Source organism: Variovorax boronicumulans, assembly GCF_019352895.1.
GTDB lineage: Bacteria > Pseudomonadota > Gammaproteobacteria > Burkholderiales > Burkholderiaceae_C > Variovorax > Variovorax boronicumulans_A.
The window spans coordinates 1-17,494 of record NZ_JAAAFX010000003.1 but is presented as its reverse complement, the minus strand read 5'-3'; the positions used below and the strand labels follow the sequence as shown (position 1 = coordinate 17,494).

The following is a 17,494-nucleotide window of genomic DNA, read 5'->3' as shown; positions in this document are numbered from 1 at the left end:
GGCTAAGGCAGACGGATCGTGATCTGCAGCCCCGGATGCGCATTGCGCACCACCACCTCGCCGCCATGCGCCTCGGCGATCAGCCGGCACAGGTGCATGCCCAGCCCGACGCCGCCGGTGGACCGCGCACGCGCGCCGTCGGTGCGGTAGAAGGGCTCGGTGAGCCGGTCGAGCTGCGCCTCGTCGACACCGGGCCCGTGGTCGCGCACCTCGATCTCCACGCCCTGCTTCGGGCCGTCCAGCACCGCGCGCAAGGACACGCACGGCGGCCGGGGCGCGCCGGTGCTGTAGCGCAAGGCGTTGTCCAGCAGGTTGCGCACCAGCAGCCGGATGCGCATGCGGTCGACGGCATGCGGCGGCAGGCCTTGCACCAGGTCCAGGTGCACGTTCTGCGCGCCCGGCATCTCGGCCACGGTCTCGCGGATCAGCGCCGCCAGGTCGACCGGTTCGCGCTGCAGGCCCGCATGCGGACTGGCCAGGCGCTCGCTCTCGAGCAAGTCGCTGATCAGGTCGCGCATCTCGTTGAGGTCACGCAGCAGCGCCTCGCGCTCGACCTCGCCCTCGGGCGTGGCGGGCAGCAGTTCGGCGTTGAGCCGGGCGCGCGTGAGCGGCGAACGCAGTTCGTGGCTCAGCGCCAGCAGCAAGGCCCGCTTGGCATCGAGCATGCCGCGGATGTCCTGCGCCATGGTGTTGATGCGCTGCGCCAGGTCGCCCAGTTCGTCGTGGCGCCGCAGCGGGATGGGCTGGTCGAAGGCCCCGCGGCCGAAGCGCTCGGCCCCCACGCGAATGTCGTCGAGCGGGCGCAGCAGCTTCCGCACATAGGCATAGGCGGCCATGATCAGGCCCAGCAGCAGCGCGAGGATCACCCAGCCGATGCCGTGCGGCCGGTCGCGCACCGGCGAATCGCCCAGGCCGAAGGTCAGCACATGGCCATCGGCGGTGCTGCGCCGGAACCACTCGTCGCGCGCGTCGGCGCCCTCGCGGCGCTCGTCCCACCAGCCGCGCCGGTCCTTGGCGGGATGCGAGTCCCACTGCACCTGCGGCCCCTCGATGCGGATCGAGATCGGCAGGCGCGCGACCAGCGCCCGGGCGCGCTCCACGTCCGGCGGGCTGCCGATCTCCAGCACCAGCCGGTCGATGTAGTCGATCAGCAGCGGCTGGGCCGCCTCGCGCCAGCCGGTCTTGAAGGCGTGCTGCATGCCGCCCAGGAACACCGTGGTCATGGCCAGTGCGAGCAGCACGAAGACCGTGATGAGGCGCAAGCGAAGCGAATGCTTCCAGCGGTACCGCCAGCGCCGCTCCTCGGGGGTGCACCGGCCTTTCATTTGCCCACGGCCAGCGCGTAGCCTGCGTTGCGCAGCGTCTTGATGCAGTCGAGCGGCTCGAGTTTCTTGCGCAGCCGGCTGACCACGATGTCGACCGCGCGCGTGTAGAAGTCGGCCTCCTGGCCGCGCAGCTGGTTGAGGATGTCGTCGCGGCTCCAGACCTTGCCCGGCTGACGCGCCAGCAGCGCCAGCAGCTCGAACTCGGTGCCCGTGAGCTCGACGCGCTCGCCATGGCGCAGCACCTCGCGACGGTCGAGGTCGATGGACAGGCCGTCGAACTCCTGGCGTTGCGCGGTGGTGGCCGGCGGCGTCGCTTGGCGCTGGCGCCGAAGGATGGTCTGCACGCGCGCCACCAGTTCGCGCGGCTCGAAGGGCTTGGGCACGTAGTCGTCGGCGCCCAGTTCGAGCCCGACCACGCGGTCCATCACCTCGCCACGCGCGGTGAGCATCACGATCGGGATGTCGCTTTCGGTGCGGATCGCGCGGCACAGCGCGAAGCCGTCCATCTCGGGCAGCATGACATCGAGGATGGCCGCGTCGTAGTGTTCGGCGCGCAGCTTGGCCAGGCCCTCGCTGGGGCGCGTGGCACTGTCGAGCACGCAGTCGAAGCGCGCGAAGTAGGTGGCCAGCGGCGCCGCGAGGTGCTCGTCGTCATCGATCAGCAGGATGCGTGACATGGTCGGATTGTGCCTACTGGCGGCGCCCCACAGAAGACTCACGATCAGGCTCGAGGGCATCGGGAAGATGCGGCGCATGGCGGGCACTCCGGTGGCGGTCGCTTGGCAGCCACCGATGCGCGTGCCCATGACGCGAGGAACGTGGCGCGGCGGTAGCGCGGCTCACCCATGCCGGCCCCAGCGGCGGCCGCGGTCCATGAACTCGCGCACCTTCTGCTGCTGCGCGGGCCGCAGGTGGTCGAAGAAATCGGCTGCGGCCGCGATGATCTCCGGGCTGCCGGCACGCACGGCCGTGGTCTTTTCCTCGACCAGGCGGGTGGCGGCGGCCTGGTCCAGCTTGTCGCCGGCGAACAGGGCCTTGAACTGGGCGCGCGGATCGCCACCGCCGCGCAGGGCTTCGCGCTGCGCCTGCAGTGCATTGGCCAGCGCGGACAGCTTCTGCTGCTGCACGGCATCGAGGTCGAGCTTGCTGCCGACGCGCTCGACCATGCGGGCGCGGAATTCGACCGAGTCGCTGTCGCCGCCGTGGCGTTGGCCGGCGCAGCCCACGATGCTGCCGAGCACGAGCACGCCGCCGAAGAGGCCGACCAGACTGCGTTGGAACCAGGGTTTCATGACGATGCTTTCCGATGGGATGAAGGGGCTGCGAAGGCTCAGAGGCGGCTGGTGGCCGGCTTGGGCACACTGGCGCGGGCCGCATCGAGAGGATGCGGCTGCGTCGACACCAGACGGCTGTTGACGCGCGAGCCCGCGCTCACGTTCTGGTCGGGCGCGGCGGCCGTGCGCTCGGCCTCGGCGCGCGCAATGGCGCGGTCCTGCGACACCACGACCCGTTCGGCGCCGCGCGAACCGCGCGCCACGTTCTGGTCGGGTGCGTTGGCGGCACGCACCGCGTCGGCCATCACGTCGGCGCGTTTCACGGCGGTGCCGGGCGAGGTCTGGACGCCGAGATAGTCCTCGGCCTGGGCCGCGGCGACAGTGCCCAGCAGGGCGATGGCGGAAACGGCGAGGAAGGTCTGGCGGATGTTCATGTCGAGGTCCTTTCGATGAAGGAATGAAGGAGCCTCGATGGTGCGATCCGCGCGCGGTGAAGTCTTCTCACCGCCGTATCGGCGTGTTTCGTTTTATTGCGGCGCGGGCGCAGGAGCGCCGCGCCAGCCCGGCCTCAGCGCCGCGCGGCGAGCAGGGCCGCGGGGTCTTCGGCCTCGAGCACGCCCTGCGCCCAGGCTTCCAGCTTGCTGGTGTCGGCGCGCAGCACCTCCTGCTTGACCGCCAGGATCTGCGAGGGGTGCATCGAGAAGCTGCGCAGGCCCAGGCCCAGCAGCAGGCGCGTGAAGTTCACGTCGCCGGCCATCTCGCCGCACACGCTCACGCCCTTGCCCTGGCGCCGGCACTCGGCGATGGTCTCGGCCACCAGGCGCAGCACGGCCGGATGGGCGGGGTCGTAGAGGTGGGCCACGGCCTCGTCGGCACGGTCGATGGCCAGCGTGTACTGGATCAGGTCGTTGGTGCCGATCGACAGGAAATCGAAATGCTTGAGGAAGGTCTTGAGCGTGAGCGCCGCGGCCGGGATCTCGATCATCGCGCCCAGCTTGACGCGGCCGTGCACCGCGCCGCGCCGGTCGAGCTGCGCGCGCGCCTCCTCGATCAGCGCCAGCGTCTGGCGGATCTCGCTGGCGTGGGCCAGCATCGGGATCAGCAGATGGATCTCGCCATGCGATGCGGCGCGCAGGATGGCGCGCAGCTGCGTGAGGAACATCGCCGGGTCGGCCAGGCTCCAGCGGATCGCGCGCAGGCCCAGCGCCGGGTTCAGGTAGTCGTCGCGCACGGCCTTGCCGTCGAGCGGCTTGTCGGCGCCCACGTCGATGGTGCGGATGGTGACGGGCATGCCCTGCATGCCCTCGACCGCGCGGCAGTAGGCGAGGTACTGCTCTTCTTCGTCGGGCAGGCGCGTGAGGCGCTGCGCCTCGCGGCCCATGAACAGGAACTCGCTGCGGAACAGGCCCACGCCGACGGCGCCGGCCTTGACCGCGCCCACCGTGTCCTCGGGCATCTCGATGTTGGCCAGCAGTTCGACGCGCTCGCCATCGAGCGTCACCGCCGGCTTGTGGCGCAGCCGCGTGAGGCGACCGCGTTCGAGCTCGCCCTGGCGCTGCTTGAAGCCGTACTCGGCCAGGATGATCGGCGAGGGGTCGACGATCACCACGCCGGCATCGCCGTCGATGATGACCCAGTCGTCCTGGCGCACCAGCTGGCTGGCGGTGCGCGCGCCGACCACCGCCGGGATGTCCATGCTGCGCGCGACGATGGCGGTGTGCGACGTGCGGCCGCCCACGTCGGTCACGAAGCCGGCGAACACGCTCTTCTTGAACTGCAGCATGTCGGCCGGCGAGAGGTCGTGCGCGATCAGCACCAGCGGCGCGTCGACGCCCTCGCCGGAGGTCGGGTCGTGCGCGTCGTCGTCGTCGCTGTGGGCCGCACGCTTGCGCCGCGGCGGCGTCGGTGCGAGCACCGCGGCCGTACCCTTCATGCGATGCAGCATGCGCTCGACCACCTGCTCGAGGTCGGCCTTGCGCTCGCGCAGGTAGGCGTCCTCCATCTCGTCGAACTGGCGCCCGATCACCTCGAGCTGCGTGGTCAGCGCCCACTCGGCGTTGTAGAGGCGCTCGGTGATCCAGTGCTTGACGCCGGTGCTCAGCGCCTCGTCCTGCAGCAGCATCTGGTGCACTTCGAGCAGCGCCGCCAGTTCGTGGGGCGCCTCGCTCGGCCCCATGAGCGCGACGCTGGCCTGCAGCTTGGTCAGCTCGTCGGCCACCACATTGCGCGCGCTGCGCACGCGGTCGATCTCGGTGGCGATCTGCTCGGGCTTGATGAAGTAGTGCGCGACGTCGATGCGGCTCGAGACCACCAGCACCGCGCGCCCGATGGCGATGCCGCGGGCGACGGGGAGGCCGTGGACCGCGAAAGTCATGGCGCGATCCAGGCTGTGGAATGCCGACGCAACGAGAAAGCCATGGAGCGCATCACGCTTATTCGCCTTCTCCGAACTTGTCGTTCATCAGGGCGATGAGCGCGTCGCTGGCCTGCTGTTCCTGCTCGCCGATGGTTTCCAGCACCACCGTCGAGCCGAGCCCGGCGGCCAGCATCATCACGCCCATGATGCTTTTGGCGTTGACGCGGCGCTCGCCGCGCGAGAGCCAGACTTCGCACGGAAAGCTGCCGGCCAGCTTGGTGAGCTTGGCCGAGGCGCGGGCGTGCAGGCCCAGCTTATTGCTGATGGTCACGGATGTCTTGATCACTGTGTTTTCTTCTCGCCTGGTTCTGGGGAGCGGCCACCGCCACCTGCATCACGCCCGCCGTACCGCCGGTGATCGCCCGCTGCACCAGCGCTTCGAGCGGTTCGTTGCGGTAGCTCACCGCGCGCAGCAGCATCGGCAGGTTGACACCGGCCACGAGCCGCGAGCGGGCGCCGTCGACCAGCTTCTGCGCGACGTTGCAGGGCGTGGCGCCGAACACGTCGGCCAGCACCAGCACCTGGGAGCGCGGCGCGCGCAGTTGCAGTTCGAGCGTGATGCGCGCGGCGGCCAGCGTTTCTTCGGGCGACACGTTGGGCAGCACGTCGAGTGCCGCGATGTTCTGCTCGCAGTCGGGAAACACATGCAGCGCGCACTGCCGCAACGCCTGTGCGAGCGGAGCGTGGGCGATGAGAAGGATGCTGTTCATGCGACGCGAGGGGACGGATGTCGATTATGCGGGGGCGCCCAGAGGAAGTAGAGGTACGACAGCACGCAGCAGCCCAGAAACACGGCGAAGGCGGCGCGGAAGGCGTCGACGGTGCCGAAGCCCAGGCCCAGAAACAGGTCGATCAGCAGACCGAGACCCCACTGCACGGTGAAGATGCCGAGGAACACCACCAGGTTGTAGGCCGACAGGGCACGGCCGGCCAGCGCCGCCGGCAGCGCCATCGCCACGGCCGGTTGTGCCAGCGTGACGACGGTGGACACGCACAGCAGCAGCATCCAGGCCGCGGTGCCGGCCGCCGGCCCGGCCACCAGCATCAGCGCCAGCAGCCCCATGTTGAGCGGCAGGCCCCAGGTGAGCAGGCGTGCGGCACCGATGCCGCGCCGCACCAGCCAGGGATTGATGGCGCCCCACAGCCAGTAGGCGGCCAGCAGCGCGAGGCTGATGCGGAACAGCGCGCTGGCGGCATCGAAGGGCGAATGGCCGGCCACGCGCGTGAGCCAGGGCACGACCCACAGCGTCTGCATCGCGACGAAGCCGCCGTAGTTGAAAAAACCGATCGGCGTGACCTTGCGGAAGAAGGGATCGCGGAACACGGCGCCGTAGCCGGGCGCCAATGCAGCGACCGCCGCATCGCTGCCGCCGCGCGCCGGCACCAGCGGGCGCCAGGCGGGCACGACCCAGGCGATCAGCACCATCGAGACCAGCACGCCCGCGGCCAGCAGCCAGAACAGCGGCCGCCAGCCGAACATCGGCACCAGCCAGTGCACCGGCAGGGTCGCAGCCACCAGCCCCAGCGAGCCGACCATCAGCATCCAGGCATTGCCGCGCAGCTGCAGCGAGGGATCGAACCAGCGCCGGTAGCCGGTCAGCGGTGCCATCAGGCAGGCGCTCACGCCCACGCCGGTGAGCACGCGCGCGGCCAGCAGCATCGGGAATTCGGTGACCTGCGAGAACAGCAGGCACCCCGCGACGGCCGCGCTCAGGAAACACAGCACCACGCGCTTGGGGCCATGGCGGTCGAGCCAGGCACCCATGGGCAGCTGCGTGAGCGCAAAGCCGAAGAAGTAGCCGCCGGCCAGCAGGCCGAGGTCGCGCGACTGCAGGTCGAACTCCTCGGTCAGCACCGGCGACAGCGTGGCGGTGATGGCCCGCACCAGCGTCGACAGGAAGTAGGCGAACGCAAACGCGAGAAAGACCGCGATCGCGCGGGACGAACTGCGCAGCAGGTCGCTGCGGGCCGGTGCCAGGGAAATGGCGCTCATGCTGCGGACCGCGTCGTGCTCATGGCAGCCTCAGGCCTTCGAAGAAAGTGGTCACGGCCTCGGCATTGGCCGGCGTGCCCAGCACCGTGGCCTGGTAGATCGAGACGCCGCCCGCGCGCCATTGCGCGAACCACAGCACCCGCGCGGCGGGCCCCGGTCCGTTGCGATCCCCCGCATCGAGCCGGACCGGTGCCGGCTGCAGCGCGGCGCGCGACACCACGCCGACGGATTCCTGCGCCGTCACGCCCGCCAGCTGGGTGCGCGTGGCCGCGCGCCAGGCGCCCAGCCAAGCCTCGGCCTGGGCCGCATCGGCGGCGCGCGCATGGGCCACCGCGAAGGTGGCGCCGCCGGCTTCGCAGCCGGCCATCTCGACGTTGACGGCCTCGGTGCCCAGGGGCAGCGCGCGGCTCGCGCGGTCGGGCTTGCAGGGCAGCAGCGCGATCAGGCCGCCGTCGCCGATCGGCACCTCGCGCCAGTTGAAGGTGAGGCTGCAGGCCGCCAGGGCGACCGCGGCAAGGAGGAGGAGGAAGGCGGCCGGGCCGGCGCGAGACGAGGAAGGCATCGGGTCGCGATTATGGGCGCGCGCCCCGATCCGGTGCGGCCCTGCCGCAGGACCGCGACTCAGCGGATGGCGCCGAACACCTTCTGCAGGATCGCGCTGCCGCTGCCCACGGGGTCCTGGCGGATCTTGCGCTCTTCCTCGCCGATCATCAGGTAGAGCCCGTCGAGCGACTTGCCCGTGACGTAACCCTGGAGGTTGGCGTCCTCCTTCTTCACCAGCCCGAAGCCGGCGGCCTTGCCCGCGAGCTGGTTGTACTTGTCGGCCAGCTTGACCTTGACGGTGGCGGCGCTCACGATCGGCAGGAAGCGCTCGGTCAGCGGCGCGCGCGTGCGGCCCGCGAAGAACTGCGTGACCGAGTTGTCGCCGCCCGAGAGGATGCCCTTGGCGTCGGTCACGCTCATGGTGCGCACCGCGTTGACCAGCAGGTCCTTGGCGGCCGGCACGGCCTGCTCGGCCGCGCGGTTCATGGCGGTGACCAGTTCGTCGATGCGGCCGCCCTGCCCCATCATGCGCAGCACCTTCGAGCCCTCCTCGAGGTAACCGGGAAGCGGAATGCGCACCTTGGGGTTGCCCAGGAAGCCGTCGGGCCGGCCCAGCAGGCCGACGGCGACGGTGGCGCCCTTCTCGAGCGCAGCCTTGACGCCGCTGGAGGCGTCGGCGCTGCTGAGATCGCTCAAGGACAGTGCATGCGCCTGTTGCATGGCCAGCAATGCCAATGAGGCAGGCAAGGCCAGGCAGGCGGAACTAAAATTGCGGCGGTCCATTCCATCGGTCTCCATGAAAAAAATCCTCCCTGTCGCTGCGCTCGTGATCGCCCTGGCTGCCGGCGCCGGTGTCTACCTGAAGACCGGCGTCTCGACAGCCCCGGCATCGACCTTCGTCCTGCTCGACGGCAGCCAGAAGACCACGGAAGACCTCAAGGGCAAGGTGACGCTGGTCAACTTCTGGGCCACCAGCTGCGTGACCTGCGTGGCCGAGATGCCCAAGGTGATCGCCACCTACGACAAGTACAAGGCGCAAGGCTACGACACCTTGGCCGTCGCCATGAGCTACGACCCGCCCAGCTACGTGGTGAACTTCACGGAAACGCGCAAGCTTCCCTTCAACGTCGCGATCGACAACACCGGCGCCGTGGCCAAGGCCTGGGGCGACGTGGCCCTCACGCCCACCACCTACATCGTCAACAAGCGCGGCGAGATCGTGAAGCGCTACGTGGGCGAGCCGGACTTCGCCGAACTGCACAAGCTGATCGAGAAGCTGCTGGCCGAAGCCTGAGCAACCTCTCGCTCCAAACGACAAAAAGGCACCGCAAGGTGCCTTTCTTCATTCCAGGGACACCACGGAACCGGCTTTGCCGGGCCGTCGGTGTCGCCGCCTCGAGGGGGAAGGCGAAGCGACACGAAGTGCGCAAGCCTTCGGGGGTGGGCCAGTAACTGCCCCCTCGAGGGGGAGGGCAAGCGGACACGAAGTGCCGCGCAGCCTTCCGAGGTGGGTCAGCGTGCTCTGAAGCTGTCGTGGCACGCTTTGCAGGTCGCGCCCGCCGCACCGATCGAGGCCTTGATGGCATCGAGGTTGCCGGTCTTGGCGGCGGCCGCCAGCTTGACCATCTCGCCCTCGGCCTTGCCGGCCAGGTCCTTGAACTTCGCCTGCTCGGTCCAGACTTCAGGCTTGGCCTTGCCGCCCTCGGTCCCGGGACCGAACGCCACCCAGGGCTGCTGGATCAGCTCGGCCACGCGCTGCGCGCTCTCGTCGGCCACCTTGGAATTGAAATCGTCGCGGCCCGAGGCCATGTCGGCGACGCGCTTGAAGTTCTGCTGCATTTCCTTGAGCGTGGCCTGGCGGAACTTGATGGCGTCCTCGGGCTTGTCGAACTTCTGGGGCTGGGCATGGACGGGCAGCACGGCTGCGACAACTGCCGCAGCCAGCGCAAGGCTGGCAAGACGAATCATGGGCTTCCTTATTTCGTGGGGATCGATGCCGCGCCTGCGGCATCGGCGAACAGTTTAGAGGGCCGCGAAGGCACAGGGGCGACATGGGGCTTGCCGCTGTTGCGCTCGAGATTTGCTAATCTGCGCCTTCCGCCCCTTTTCGGCTCTCTTTGCCCGCCCGATGACTCCTTCCCCGACCCCGACCATGGACGAGGCCCGCCCGGTGCGCACGCGCATCTGGGACCTCCCGACGCGGGTCTTCCACTGGCTGCTGGCGCTCGCCGTCAGCGGCCTGCTCGCCACCGGCTTCCTTGGCGCCATGGAATGGCACTTCCGGCTGGGCTACCTCGTGCTGGCGCTGCTGCTGTTTCGCCTCGGCTGGGGTTTCGTCGGCGGGCGCTGGTCGCGCTTCGCGGCCTTCGTCTACCGGCCGCGCTCGATCTTGGCCTACCTGCGCGGCGACGCCCACCCGGACCATCTGATCGGCCACAACCCGCTGGGCGCGCTGTCGGTCTTCGCGATGCTGGGACTGCTGGCGCTGCAGGTCGGGACGGGCCTGCTGGCCGACGACGAGATCTCCAACGTGGGCCCGCTGTCGCACCTGGTGTCCGGTGCCGTCGCCAGCCTGGCGACCGGCTGGCACGCGGAACGCGGCAAGTGGCTGGTGATCGCGCTGCTGGTGCTGCATCTGCTGGCCGTGCTCTATTACGCGCTGGTGCGTCGGCACCGTCTGGTCGGTCCGATGATCTCGGGTGACAAGACGCTGGCGCCGCCTGCCGCCACGGTCGCGAAGCCCAGCCGGGACGATGCCGCCTCGCGGCTGTTCGCCCTGGTGCTGTTCGCGGCCTGCCTGGCCTTCGCGCTCTGGATCGGATCGCTGCGCTCATGAGCACCTTCCCCAGCTCGCGCACGCTGCCGCTGATCGGCACGCCCGACATCGTCCTGATGACGCCGCACGCACCGGACGAGCTCGCCGCCCTGCGCGCCGTGTTCGCCGAGTACGCGAACGCGCTGGGCATCGACCTGAGCTTCCAGAATTTCGCCGAGGAACTGGCGGCGCTGCCCGGCGACTATGCCGAACCCCGCGGCGTGCTGCTGCTGGCGCTGGTCGAAGCCGACGACGCGGCCGTCGCGGCCGAAGGCAACAGCGGCCAGCTGCTGCGCATGGCGGATGGCCGCCAGGCCATGGTGGCGGGCTGCTGCGCGCTGCGGCCGCTCGACAGCGCCGACGATCCGAACTCGGCCGAGATGAAGCGCCTCTACGTGCGCCCGGCCTTTCGCGGCCTCGGGCTGGGCCGGCGCCTGGCCGAGGCCATCCTCGATGCGGCGCGCGGCGCGGGCTACGCCTGCGTGCTGCTGGACACGCTCGACGACATGGAATCGGCACGCACGCTCTATGAAGACCTGGGCTTCATCGAGGTGCCGCCCTACTATCACAACCCGATCCCGGGCTCGCACTACCTCAAGGTGGAGCTCTAGCCCCCGAAGGCTGCACGGCACTCCGTGTCCGCTTGCCTTCCCCCTCCAGGGGGCGACACCAGCGGCCCGGCAAAGCCGGTTCCGCGATGTCTCTGGCATTGAAAAGAAAAAGGCGCCTTGCGGCGCCTTTGTCGGGGTGCGCGGAGGCGCTCAGCCCTTGGCTTGCGCCAGCAGCGTCTCGGCGTTGCTGACCTCGAACTTGCCCGGTGCCTCGACGTTGAGGGTCGCGACCTTGCCGTCCTTGACCAGCATCGAGTAACGGTTGCTGCGCAGGCCCATGCCGCGGCCAGTCAGGTCGAGTGTGAGACCGGTGGCCTTGGCGAAATCGGCACTGCCGTCGGCCAGCATGCGCACCTTGGTGCCGGTCTTCTGGTCACGTGCCCAGGCGCCCATCACGAAGGCGTCGTTGACGCTCAGGCACCAGATCTCGTCGACGCCTGCGGCCTTGAAGTCGTCGAAGTGCTGTACATAGCCCGGCACGTGCTTGGCCGAACAGGTGGGCGTGAAGGCGCCCGGCAGTGCGAAGACCGCGATCGTCTTGCCGGCCGAGGCCTTCGCGACGTCCACGGCGTTCGGGCCGATGCTGCAGCCCTCGCCCTCGACTTCCGAGTATTCCTGCAGGGTGACCGAGGGAAGGGTGTCGCCGATTTTGATCATGATTGAAATGCTCCGGACAAAAAAGAAACGGCCCACATTGTGGGCCGTTTCGGGAGTGGCTGTGCGCCGAGGGTCAGACCAGAACGGCCTTCTCGACCAGGCGGGTCACGACCCAGTTCTTGGTCTTCGAGATCGGACGGCTTTCCGTGATCTCGATGGTGTCGCCCAGGTGGTACTCGCCCTTTTCGTCATGGGCGTGGTACTTGCTCGTCTTGGCCACGATCTTGCCGTAGAGCTCGTGTTTCACACGACGCTCGACCAGCACGGTCACGGTCTTCTCACGCTTGTCGCTCACGACCTTGCCGATCAAGGTGCGCTTGAGGGATTTTTTAGCTTCCGTCATGTTTGCTCCTTACTTGGCGGCGGGTGCTTCTTGCTTCTGAGCAAGAATGGTCTTGGCGCGAGCGATGTCGCGACGTGTCACGCGCAGCGTCGAGGTGTTCGACAGCTGTTGCGTGGCCTTCTGCATGCGCAGACCGAAATGGGCCTTCTGCAGATCCTTGATTTCGGTTTGCAGGCCGGCGACATCCTTGTCGCGCAGCGCTGCTGCCTTCGACACCTTGACCGGCTTGGCCGCGGCGTCCTTCTTCTTACGTGTTGCCATGAGTGTTCTCTCCTCGATCAGGTGCCGAGCTGGCGCGCGACGAAGGTGGTACGCAGCGGCAGCTTGGCAGCAGCCAGGCGGAACGCTTCGCGGGCGAGTTCTTCGGGCACGCCGACGATCTCGAACACGATCTTGCCGGGTTGGATTTCCGCGACGTAGTACTCGGGGTTGCCCTTACCGTTACCCATCCGCACTTCAGCGGGCTTGGTAGAGATTGGCTTGTCCGGGAACACGCGGATCCAGATGCGGCCACCGCGCTTCACGTGACGCGAGATCGCGCGACGTGCAGCTTCGAGTTGGCGCGCGGTCAGACGGCCGCGGTCGGTGCATTTCAGACCGAAATCACCGAATGCCACCGAGTTGCCCCGGGTAGCGATGCCAGTGTTGCGGCCCTTTTGTTCCTTGCGGAACTTTCTGCGTGCAGGTTGCAGCATGTTTTATTACTCCGTGAGACTGACCCGAGCGCTTTCGCGCTCGGGAAAGACCGATTACTCGGTCTTGGCACCGTCAGCTGCTGCAGCTGGCGCGGCTTTGCGGACGCGCTTAACGGCGGGTTTCGGGTCTGCACCCGGTGCTGCAGGTGCACCACCGGTCGCTTCTGCGGGCTTGTCGCTGCCATCGGCCGGCGCGGTGTTGCCACCGATCGGGCCACGGCCACCGGCACGGGGGCCGGGACCACGACGGTCGCCACCCGGACGGTCGCCACCAGGGCGGCCATCGCGGCGGGGACCACGCGGGCGACGCTCGTCGTCCGGACGCGGCGTTTCGACGGCCGGCAGGTCGTTACGACCCAGCGTGTCGCCCTTGTAGACCCAGACCTTGACGCCGATGACGCCGTAGGTGGTCTTGGCTTCCGAGGTGCCGTAGTCGATGTCGGCGCGCAGGGTGTGAAGCGGCACGCGGCCTTCGCGGTACCACTCGCAACGAGCGATTTCGATACCGTTGAGACGGCCCGACGACATGATCTTGATGCCCAGGGCACCCAGACGCATGGCGTTCTGCATCGCACGCTTCATGGCGCGGCGGAACATGATCCGCTTTTCGAGCTGCTGCGTGATGCTGTCGGCGATCAGTTGGGCATCGATTTCAGGCTTGCGCACTTCTTCGATGTTCACTGCGACCGGCACACCCAGCTGCTTGCCGAGTTCGCGCTTGAGGTTCTCGATGTCTTCGCCCTTCTTGCCGATCACGACGCCCGGACGTGCCGAGTAGATCGTGATGCGGGCGTTCTTGGCGGGACGCTCGATCAGCACGCGCGAAACCGACGCGTTCTTGAGCTTCTTCTTCAGGTACTCGCGCACCTTGATGTCTTCGGCCAGCATGCCGGCGAAGTCTTTGTTGCTGGCGTACCAGCGGCTCGACCAGTTGCGGCTGACCGCAAGGCGGAAGCCGGTAGGGTGGATTTTTTGTCCCATAGTCTTCCGGCCTTTTAGTTGCCAACCGTCACGTACACATGGCACGTGGGCTTGCTGATGCGGTTGCCGCGACCCTTGGCGCGCGCGGTGAAGCGCTTGAGCGTGGCACCTTGTTCGACGTAGATGGTCTTGATCTTCAGCTCGTCGATGTCGGCACCGTCGTTGTGCTCGGCGTTGGCGATTGCCGACTCGAGCACCTTCTTGATGATCACAGCGGCTTTTTTCTGCGTGAACTGCAGAACGTTGAGCGCTTGATCGACCTTCTTGCCGCGGATGAGGTCCGCGACCAGACGGCCCTTGTCGACCGACAGGCGGACACCGCGGAGGACTGCACGTGTTTCAGACATGGTCGTTCCTTACTTCTTCTGGACTTTTTTGTCCGCGGGGTGCCCCTTGAACGTGCGGGTGAGCGCAAATTCGCCGAGCTTGTGGCCGACCATCTGGTCGGTGATGTACACAGGCACGTGCTGCTTGCCGTTGTGCACGGCAATGGTCAGACCGATGAACTCGGGCAGAACCATCGAGCGACGCGACCAGGTCTTGATCGGCTTCTTGTCCTTGGTCGTCACAGCCTTGTCGGCCTTGGCCACCAGATGGTGGTCGACGAAAGGACCCTTCTTGAGAGAGCGTGTCATTTGCTATCCCCTTATTTCTTGCGACGCGACACGATGAAGACCTGCGTGCGCTTGTTGTTACGGGTGCGATAGCCCTTGGTGAGGTTGCCCCATGGATCGACTGGATGGCGACCTTCACCGGTCTTGCCTTCACCACCACCGTGCGGGTGGTCAACCGGGTTCATCACCACACCGCGAACGGTCGGACGGATACCCATGTGACGCTTCGCACCGGCCTTGCCCAGACGGCGCAGGCTGTGCTCTTCGTTGGCGACTTCACCGATGGTGGCGCGGCATTCCACGTGCACGCGGCGGACTTCACCCGAGCGCATGCGCACTTGAGCGTAGACACCTTCGCGTGCCAGCAGCGTGGCCGACGTACCAGCCGAACGCGCGATCTGCGCGCCCTTGCCGGGTTGCAGCTCGATGCAATGGATGGTCGAACCCACCGGGATGTTGCGGATCGGCAGCGTGTTGCCGGCGCGGATCGGGGCTTCCGAACCGCTCAGCAGCGTTGCACCGGCTTCCAGACCGCGCGGGGCGATGATGTAGCGGCGCTCGCCGTCGGCGTAGCACACCAGAGCGATGTGGGCGGTGCGGTTCGGGTCGTACTCGATGCGTTCGACCTTGGCCGGGATGCCGTCCTTGTTGCGCACGAAGTCGACGACGCGATAGTGATGCTTGTGACCACCGCCGCGATGGCGAATCGTGATGTGACCGTTGTTGTTGCGACCGGCAGCCTGGAACTGCGGCTCGAGCAACGGAGCGTGAGGGGCACCCTTGTACAGGTGATCCCGGGAGATCTTCACCGCGCCGCGTTGGCCCGGCGAAGTGGGTTTCATCTTGATGACGGCCATGATTAAGCGCCTTCCCCGACGAGGTTGAGCTCTTGACCTGGCTTCAGGGTCACATAGGCCTTGCGAACGTTGTCGCGGCGGCCGATGGACTTGCCAAAGCGCTTGGTCTTGCCCTTGGTGTTGAGCACCGACACGCCCTGGACTTCGACCTTGAACATCAGTTCAACAGCGGCCTTGATCTCGGGCTTGGTGGCGTCTTGCAGCACCTTGAAAGTGACGGCATTCGACTTCTCGCCGACCATCGTTGCCTTTTCGGACACGATCGGGGCGACCAGCACGGCCATCAGACGGCCTTCCTGGAACGAGTTCCGGAAAGCGGGCGTAGGATTCATGCGGCTCATGCGAACATCTCCTTGAGCTTGTCGACGGCACCCTTGGTGACGAGCACCTTCTTGTAGTGCACCAGCGACACCGGATCGGCGTAACGCGGCTCGACGACGAGCACGTTCACCAGGTTGCGCGAGGCGAGGTACAGGTTCTCGTCGACTTCTTCGGCGATCACGAGCACGGACTCGAGATTCATGGCCTTGAACTTGGCGGCGAGCGGCTTGGTCTTGGGCGAATCCACGGTGAGCGAATCGACCACGGCCAGACGGCCTTCACGAGCGAGCTGCGAGAAGATCGACGCCATGCCGGCGCGGTACATCTTCTTGTTGATCTTCTGCGTGAAGTTTTCGTCAGGCATGTTCGGGAAGATGCGGCCGCCGCCACGCCACAGGGGCGAAGACGTCATACCGGCGCGGGCGCGGCCCGTTCCCTTTTGCTTGAAAGGCTTCTTGGTCGAGTGATGGACCTGTTCGCGGTCCTTCTGGGCGCGCGTGCCTTGGCGGGCGTTGGCCTGGAATGCAACGACGATCTGGTGAACCAGGTCTTCGTTGTAATCACGGCCGAACACGGTCTCGGGGGCGTCGTACTTCGACGCGGCCTGGCCTTGTTCGTTCAGGAGTTCGAGTTGCATTTACTTCGCTCCTTCAGCCGCTTGGGGCTTGGCCTTGATGGCCGGACGCACGGTGACAAAGCCACCCTTCGAACCGGGGATCGCACCCTTGATCAGCAGCAGCTGACGCGCTTCGTCGATGCGAAACACGTCGAGGTTCTGCGTGGTGACGGTGACGTCACCGAGGTGACCCGTCATGCGCTTGCCCGGAAACACGCGGCCCGGATCCTGCGCCATACCGATGGAACCCGGCACGTTGTGCGAACGGCTGTTACCGTGCGACGCGCGCTGCGAACGCATGTTGTGACGCTTGATGGTGCCAGCGAAGCCCTTGCCGATGGAAGTGCCTTGCACGTCCACCTTCTGGCCGACCGCGAACACGCTACCTGCGGCAATCACGCCACCGGTCTTGTGCTGACCGGCCGTATCGGCGGTCACGCGGAATTCCTGGATGATCTCGCCAGCTTCGACACCCGCCTTGGCGAGATGTCCGGCTTGCGGCTTGGTCACGCGCGATGCTTTGCGCGAACCGAAAGTCACTTGAAGCGCGACGTAGCCGTCGGTCTCTTGGGACTTGATCTGGGTCACACGGTTGTTGGACACATCCACCACCGTGACAGGAACTGCGTCCCCGTCATCGGTGAAGAGACGCATCATCCCCACCTTGCGGCCCAGCAACCCGAGGGAGTTGCTCAGACTCATTTGTTTTCTCCAAAAAATGGAAGTCTTCCTTCGCCGCTGCCACTTCAATTGGCGACAGCGTTTGGCCCCGTTGAAGGCCCTCGAAGAAAGGTTGATAAATCTCGGCTTGTACGCACCCGCGAAGGCGCAAAACGAGCAGAGCCGGCGATTATAGCCCGCACTGCCCTTTTCACGCAAGGCGACACCCCGGGAGGGGCATGCGACCGACCGATTCAACGGACAAGGTCCGTCGGCATTGCTGCCCACGGACCCTGAAGAGGCGCAGAACCGGAGTTACTGCAGCTTGATCTCGACGTCGACGCCAGCCGGCAGGTCGAGCTTCATCAGCGCGTCCACGGTCTTGTCGGTCGGATCGACGATGTCCATCAGACGCTGGTGCGTACGGATTTCGAACTGGTCGCGCGACGTCTTGTTGACGTGCGGCGAACGCAGGATGTCGAAACGCTTCATGCGCGTCGGCAGGGGCACGGGGCCCTTGACGATGGCGCCGGTGCGCTTGGCGGTGTCCACGATTTCAGCGGCCGACTGGTCGATGAGCTTGTAGTCGAACGCCTTCAGGCGGATGCGGATCTTTTGCTTCGTTGCCATGGTGTGTGTCCTTGTGCCTTGCGGATTAAGCGATGACCTTGGCCACGACGCCCGAGCCCACGGTGCGGCCGCCTTCGCGGATGGCGAAACGCAGACCTTCTTCCATGGCGATCGGGTTGATCAGCTTCACGGTGATGCTGACG

26 protein-coding genes and 1 pseudogene are annotated in these 17,494 nt (G+C 67.0%); 3 read left to right on the top strand and 24 right to left on the bottom strand.

Annotated elements, in window-relative coordinates:
* Positions 1-2: 2 nt before the first annotated feature.
* The 10 genes from K0H49_RS01135 to K0H49_RS01090 all read right to left on the bottom strand — a co-directional run bounded on the left by K0H49_RS01135 (position 3) and on the right by K0H49_RS01090 (position 8,334).
* A complete protein-coding gene (locus K0H49_RS01135) occupies positions 3-1,325 on the bottom strand; it encodes an ATP-binding protein (protein ID WP_219209311.1) in 1,323 nt (440 codons plus the stop codon).
* Positions 1,322-2,002, bottom strand: a complete 681-nt coding sequence (locus K0H49_RS01130; protein WP_219209310.1) for a response regulator transcription factor — start codon at positions 2,000-2,002, stop codon at positions 1,322-1,324. The genes K0H49_RS01135 and K0H49_RS01130 overlap by 4 nt, the downstream gene beginning before the upstream one ends.
* A 162-nt stretch (positions 2,003-2,164) precedes the next feature.
* Positions 2,165-2,617 carry a Spy/CpxP family protein refolding chaperone gene (locus K0H49_RS01125; RefSeq protein ID WP_219209309.1) on the bottom strand — a complete coding sequence of 151 codons (453 nt, stop codon included), beginning with the start codon at positions 2,615-2,617 and terminating at the stop codon, positions 2,165-2,167.
* 38 nt (positions 2,618-2,655) lie between these two features.
* Entirely contained in the window at positions 2,656-3,033 is a 378-nt protein-coding gene (locus K0H49_RS01120) for a DUF4148 domain-containing protein (protein WP_219209308.1), read from the bottom strand.
* A 134-nt stretch (positions 3,034-3,167) separates the two neighbouring features.
* Positions 3,168-4,973 (bottom strand): phosphoenolpyruvate--protein phosphotransferase, encoded by a 1,806-nt coding sequence (gene ptsP / locus K0H49_RS01115; RefSeq protein WP_219209307.1) that lies wholly within the window; start codon positions 4,971-4,973, stop codon positions 3,168-3,170.
* A 58-nt stretch (positions 4,974-5,031) separates the two neighbouring features.
* Positions 5,032-5,301, bottom strand: a complete 270-nt coding sequence (locus K0H49_RS01110; RefSeq protein WP_183024165.1) for an HPr family phosphocarrier protein — start codon at positions 5,299-5,301, stop codon at positions 5,032-5,034.
* Positions 5,270-5,725, bottom strand: coding sequence for a PTS sugar transporter subunit IIA (locus tag K0H49_RS01105; protein ID WP_219209306.1), 456 nt, complete (start codon positions 5,723-5,725; stop codon positions 5,270-5,272). Before K0H49_RS01105 ends, K0H49_RS01110 begins: the two co-directional genes overlap by 32 nt.
* Complete coding sequence (locus K0H49_RS01100; protein ID WP_219209305.1) at positions 5,722-7,008, bottom strand: MFS transporter; 1,287 nt, start codon at positions 7,006-7,008, stop codon at positions 5,722-5,724. The genes K0H49_RS01105 and K0H49_RS01100 overlap by 4 nt, the downstream gene beginning before the upstream one ends.
* 19 nt (positions 7,009-7,027) lie before the next feature.
* Complete coding sequence (locus tag K0H49_RS01095; RefSeq protein ID WP_219209304.1) at positions 7,028-7,570, bottom strand: hypothetical protein; 543 nt, start codon at positions 7,568-7,570, stop codon at positions 7,028-7,030.
* 59 nt (positions 7,571-7,629) lie between these two features.
* Complete coding sequence (locus K0H49_RS01090; protein WP_219209387.1) at positions 7,630-8,334, bottom strand: DUF4197 domain-containing protein; 705 nt, start codon at positions 8,332-8,334, stop codon at positions 7,630-7,632.
* Positions 8,335-8,347: 13 nt separating this feature from the next.
* Between K0H49_RS01090 and K0H49_RS01085 the strand changes: the two genes are divergently transcribed.
* On the top strand, positions 8,348-8,845 hold the full coding sequence (locus K0H49_RS01085) for a TlpA disulfide reductase family protein (protein ID WP_219209303.1): 498 nt from the start codon (positions 8,348-8,350) through the stop codon (positions 8,843-8,845).
* Positions 8,846-9,063: 218 nt separating this feature from the next.
* Here the strand turns inward: K0H49_RS01085 and K0H49_RS01080 are convergent, their stop codons facing one another.
* Positions 9,064-9,519, bottom strand: a complete 456-nt coding sequence (locus K0H49_RS01080) for a c-type cytochrome (protein ID WP_219209302.1) — start codon at positions 9,517-9,519, stop codon at positions 9,064-9,066.
* A 160-nt stretch (positions 9,520-9,679) separates the two neighbouring features.
* On the opposite strand from K0H49_RS01080, the gene K0H49_RS01075 reads away from it, so the two are divergent.
* Together K0H49_RS01075 and K0H49_RS01070 are read left to right on the top strand one after the other, a co-directional pair.
* Positions 9,680-10,387, top strand: coding sequence for a cytochrome b/b6 domain-containing protein (locus K0H49_RS01075; protein WP_257624542.1), 708 nt, complete (start codon positions 9,680-9,682; stop codon positions 10,385-10,387).
* 56 nt (positions 10,388-10,443) lie between these two features.
* A complete protein-coding gene (locus tag K0H49_RS01070; protein WP_374122293.1) occupies positions 10,444-10,977 on the top strand; it encodes a GNAT family N-acetyltransferase in 534 nt (177 codons plus the stop codon).
* Between the two features lie 150 nt (positions 10,978-11,127).
* Here K0H49_RS01070 and K0H49_RS01065 read toward each other — a convergent pair whose 3' ends face one another.
* The 13 genes and pseudogenes from K0H49_RS01065 to K0H49_RS01005 form a co-directional block, all read right to left on the bottom strand.
* Positions 11,128-11,634 carry a peroxiredoxin gene (locus tag K0H49_RS01065; protein WP_219209300.1) on the bottom strand — a complete coding sequence of 169 codons (507 nt, stop codon included), beginning with the start codon at positions 11,632-11,634 and terminating at the stop codon, positions 11,128-11,130.
* A 73-nt stretch (positions 11,635-11,707) separates the two neighbouring features.
* Complete coding sequence (rpsQ, locus tag K0H49_RS01060; protein WP_140844734.1) at positions 11,708-11,977, bottom strand: 30S ribosomal protein S17; 270 nt, start codon at positions 11,975-11,977, stop codon at positions 11,708-11,710.
* A gap of 9 nt (positions 11,978-11,986) precedes the next feature.
* Positions 11,987-12,193, bottom strand: coding sequence for a 50S ribosomal protein L29 (gene rpmC / locus K0H49_RS01055; protein WP_183024449.1), 207 nt, complete (start codon positions 12,191-12,193; stop codon positions 11,987-11,989).
* 62 nt (positions 12,194-12,255) lie between these two features.
* The gene (gene rplP / locus K0H49_RS01050; protein ID WP_183024155.1) at positions 12,256-12,672 is read right to left on the bottom strand and encodes a 50S ribosomal protein L16; all 417 of its coding nucleotides are present in this window, start codon (positions 12,670-12,672) and stop codon (positions 12,256-12,258) included.
* Between the two features lie 54 nt (positions 12,673-12,726).
* Positions 12,727-13,653 (bottom strand): 30S ribosomal protein S3, encoded by a 927-nt coding sequence (gene rpsC, locus K0H49_RS01045; RefSeq protein ID WP_183024154.1) that lies wholly within the window; start codon positions 13,651-13,653, stop codon positions 12,727-12,729.
* A gap of 14 nt (positions 13,654-13,667) precedes the next feature.
* Positions 13,668-14,000, bottom strand: a complete 333-nt coding sequence (gene rplV, locus K0H49_RS01040; protein ID WP_219209299.1) for a 50S ribosomal protein L22 — start codon at positions 13,998-14,000, stop codon at positions 13,668-13,670.
* 9 nt (positions 14,001-14,009) lie between these two features.
* Positions 14,010-14,288, bottom strand: coding sequence for a 30S ribosomal protein S19 (gene rpsS, locus K0H49_RS01035; RefSeq protein WP_007838132.1), 279 nt, complete (start codon positions 14,286-14,288; stop codon positions 14,010-14,012).
* A gap of 11 nt (positions 14,289-14,299) precedes the next feature.
* On the bottom strand, positions 14,300-15,124 hold the full coding sequence (gene rplB / locus K0H49_RS01030; RefSeq protein ID WP_140844738.1) for a 50S ribosomal protein L2: 825 nt from the start codon (positions 15,122-15,124) through the stop codon (positions 14,300-14,302).
* Positions 15,125-15,126: 2 nt separating this feature from the next.
* Positions 15,127-15,465, bottom strand: a complete 339-nt coding sequence (gene rplW, locus K0H49_RS01025; RefSeq protein WP_219209298.1) for a 50S ribosomal protein L23 — start codon at positions 15,463-15,465, stop codon at positions 15,127-15,129.
* Positions 15,462-16,082 (bottom strand): 50S ribosomal protein L4, encoded by a 621-nt coding sequence (gene rplD / locus K0H49_RS01020; protein WP_183024151.1) that lies wholly within the window; start codon positions 16,080-16,082, stop codon positions 15,462-15,464. The genes rplW and rplD overlap by 4 nt, the downstream gene beginning before the upstream one ends.
* Positions 16,083-16,763: a 50S ribosomal protein L3 gene (gene rplC, locus K0H49_RS01015; protein WP_219209297.1), complete on the bottom strand. Its 681-nt coding sequence runs from the start codon at positions 16,761-16,763 to the stop codon at positions 16,083-16,085.
* A 273-nt stretch (positions 16,764-17,036) separates the two neighbouring features.
* Positions 17,037-17,351, bottom strand: coding sequence for a 30S ribosomal protein S10 (gene rpsJ / locus K0H49_RS01010; protein ID WP_028250951.1), 315 nt, complete (start codon positions 17,349-17,351; stop codon positions 17,037-17,039).
* A 25-nt stretch (positions 17,352-17,376) separates the two neighbouring features.
* A pseudogene (locus K0H49_RS01005) lies at positions 17,377-17,494 on the bottom strand (EF-Tu/IF-2/RF-3 family GTPase); the annotation flags it as partial.

Coding starts and splice junctions, on each gene's coding strand:
- rpsC (WP_183024154.1), bottom strand. CDS start 13,653: ATGGGACAAAAAATCCACCCTACCGGCTTCCGCCTTGCGGTCAGCCGC.
- K0H49_RS01120 (WP_219209308.1), bottom strand. CDS start 3,033: ATGAACATCCGCCAGACCTTCCTCGCCGTTTCCGCCATCGCCCTGCTG.
- K0H49_RS01095 (WP_219209304.1), bottom strand. CDS start 7,570: ATGCCTTCCTCGTCTCGCGCCGGCCCGGCCGCCTTCCTCCTCCTCCTT.
- rpsJ (WP_028250951.1), bottom strand. CDS start 17,351: ATGGCAACGAAGCAAAAGATCCGCATCCGCCTGAAGGCGTTCGACTAC.
- rplV (WP_219209299.1), bottom strand. CDS start 14,000: ATGTCTGAAACACGTGCAGTCCTCCGCGGTGTCCGCCTGTCGGTCGAC.
- rpsS (WP_007838132.1), bottom strand. CDS start 14,288: ATGACACGCTCTCTCAAGAAGGGTCCTTTCGTCGACCACCATCTGGTG.
- K0H49_RS01130 (WP_219209310.1), bottom strand. CDS start 2,002: ATGTCACGCATCCTGCTGATCGATGACGACGAGCACCTCGCGGCGCCG.
- rplC (WP_219209297.1), bottom strand. CDS start 16,763: ATGAGTCTGAGCAACTCCCTCGGGTTGCTGGGCCGCAAGGTGGGGATG.
- rplP (WP_183024155.1), bottom strand. CDS start 12,672: ATGCTGCAACCTGCACGCAGAAAGTTCCGCAAGGAACAAAAGGGCCGC.
- K0H49_RS01125 (WP_219209309.1), bottom strand. CDS start 2,617: ATGAAACCCTGGTTCCAACGCAGTCTGGTCGGCCTCTTCGGCGGCGTG.
- K0H49_RS01080 (WP_219209302.1), bottom strand. CDS start 9,519: ATGATTCGTCTTGCCAGCCTTGCGCTGGCTGCGGCAGTTGTCGCAGCC.
- K0H49_RS01070 (WP_374122293.1), top strand. CDS start 10,444: ATGACGCCGCACGCACCGGACGAGCTCGCCGCCCTGCGCGCCGTGTTC.
- rpsQ (WP_140844734.1), bottom strand. CDS start 11,977: ATGACGGAAGCTAAAAAATCCCTCAAGCGCACCTTGATCGGCAAGGTC.
- K0H49_RS01065 (WP_219209300.1), bottom strand. CDS start 11,634: ATGATCAAAATCGGCGACACCCTTCCCTCGGTCACCCTGCAGGAATAC.
- rplW (WP_219209298.1), bottom strand. CDS start 15,465: ATGAGCCGCATGAATCCTACGCCCGCTTTCCGGAACTCGTTCCAGGAA.
- K0H49_RS01075 (WP_257624542.1), top strand. CDS start 9,680: ATGACTCCTTCCCCGACCCCGACCATGGACGAGGCCCGCCCGGTGCGC.
- K0H49_RS01100 (WP_219209305.1), bottom strand. CDS start 7,008: ATGAGCGCCATTTCCCTGGCACCGGCCCGCAGCGACCTGCTGCGCAGT.
- rplD (WP_183024151.1), bottom strand. CDS start 16,082: ATGCAACTCGAACTCCTGAACGAACAAGGCCAGGCCGCGTCGAAGTAC.
- ptsP (WP_219209307.1), bottom strand. CDS start 4,973: ATGACTTTCGCGGTCCACGGCCTCCCCGTCGCCCGCGGCATCGCCATC.
- K0H49_RS01085 (WP_219209303.1), top strand. CDS start 8,348: ATGAAAAAAATCCTCCCTGTCGCTGCGCTCGTGATCGCCCTGGCTGCC.
- K0H49_RS01105 (WP_219209306.1), bottom strand. CDS start 5,725: ATGAACAGCATCCTTCTCATCGCCCACGCTCCGCTCGCACAGGCGTTG.
- rplB (WP_140844738.1), bottom strand. CDS start 15,124: ATGGCCGTCATCAAGATGAAACCCACTTCGCCGGGCCAACGCGGCGCG.
- K0H49_RS01090 (WP_219209387.1), bottom strand. CDS start 8,334: ATGGACCGCCGCAATTTTAGTTCCGCCTGCCTGGCCTTGCCTGCCTCA.
- K0H49_RS01135 (WP_219209311.1), bottom strand. CDS start 1,325: ATGAAAGGCCGGTGCACCCCCGAGGAGCGGCGCTGGCGGTACCGCTGG.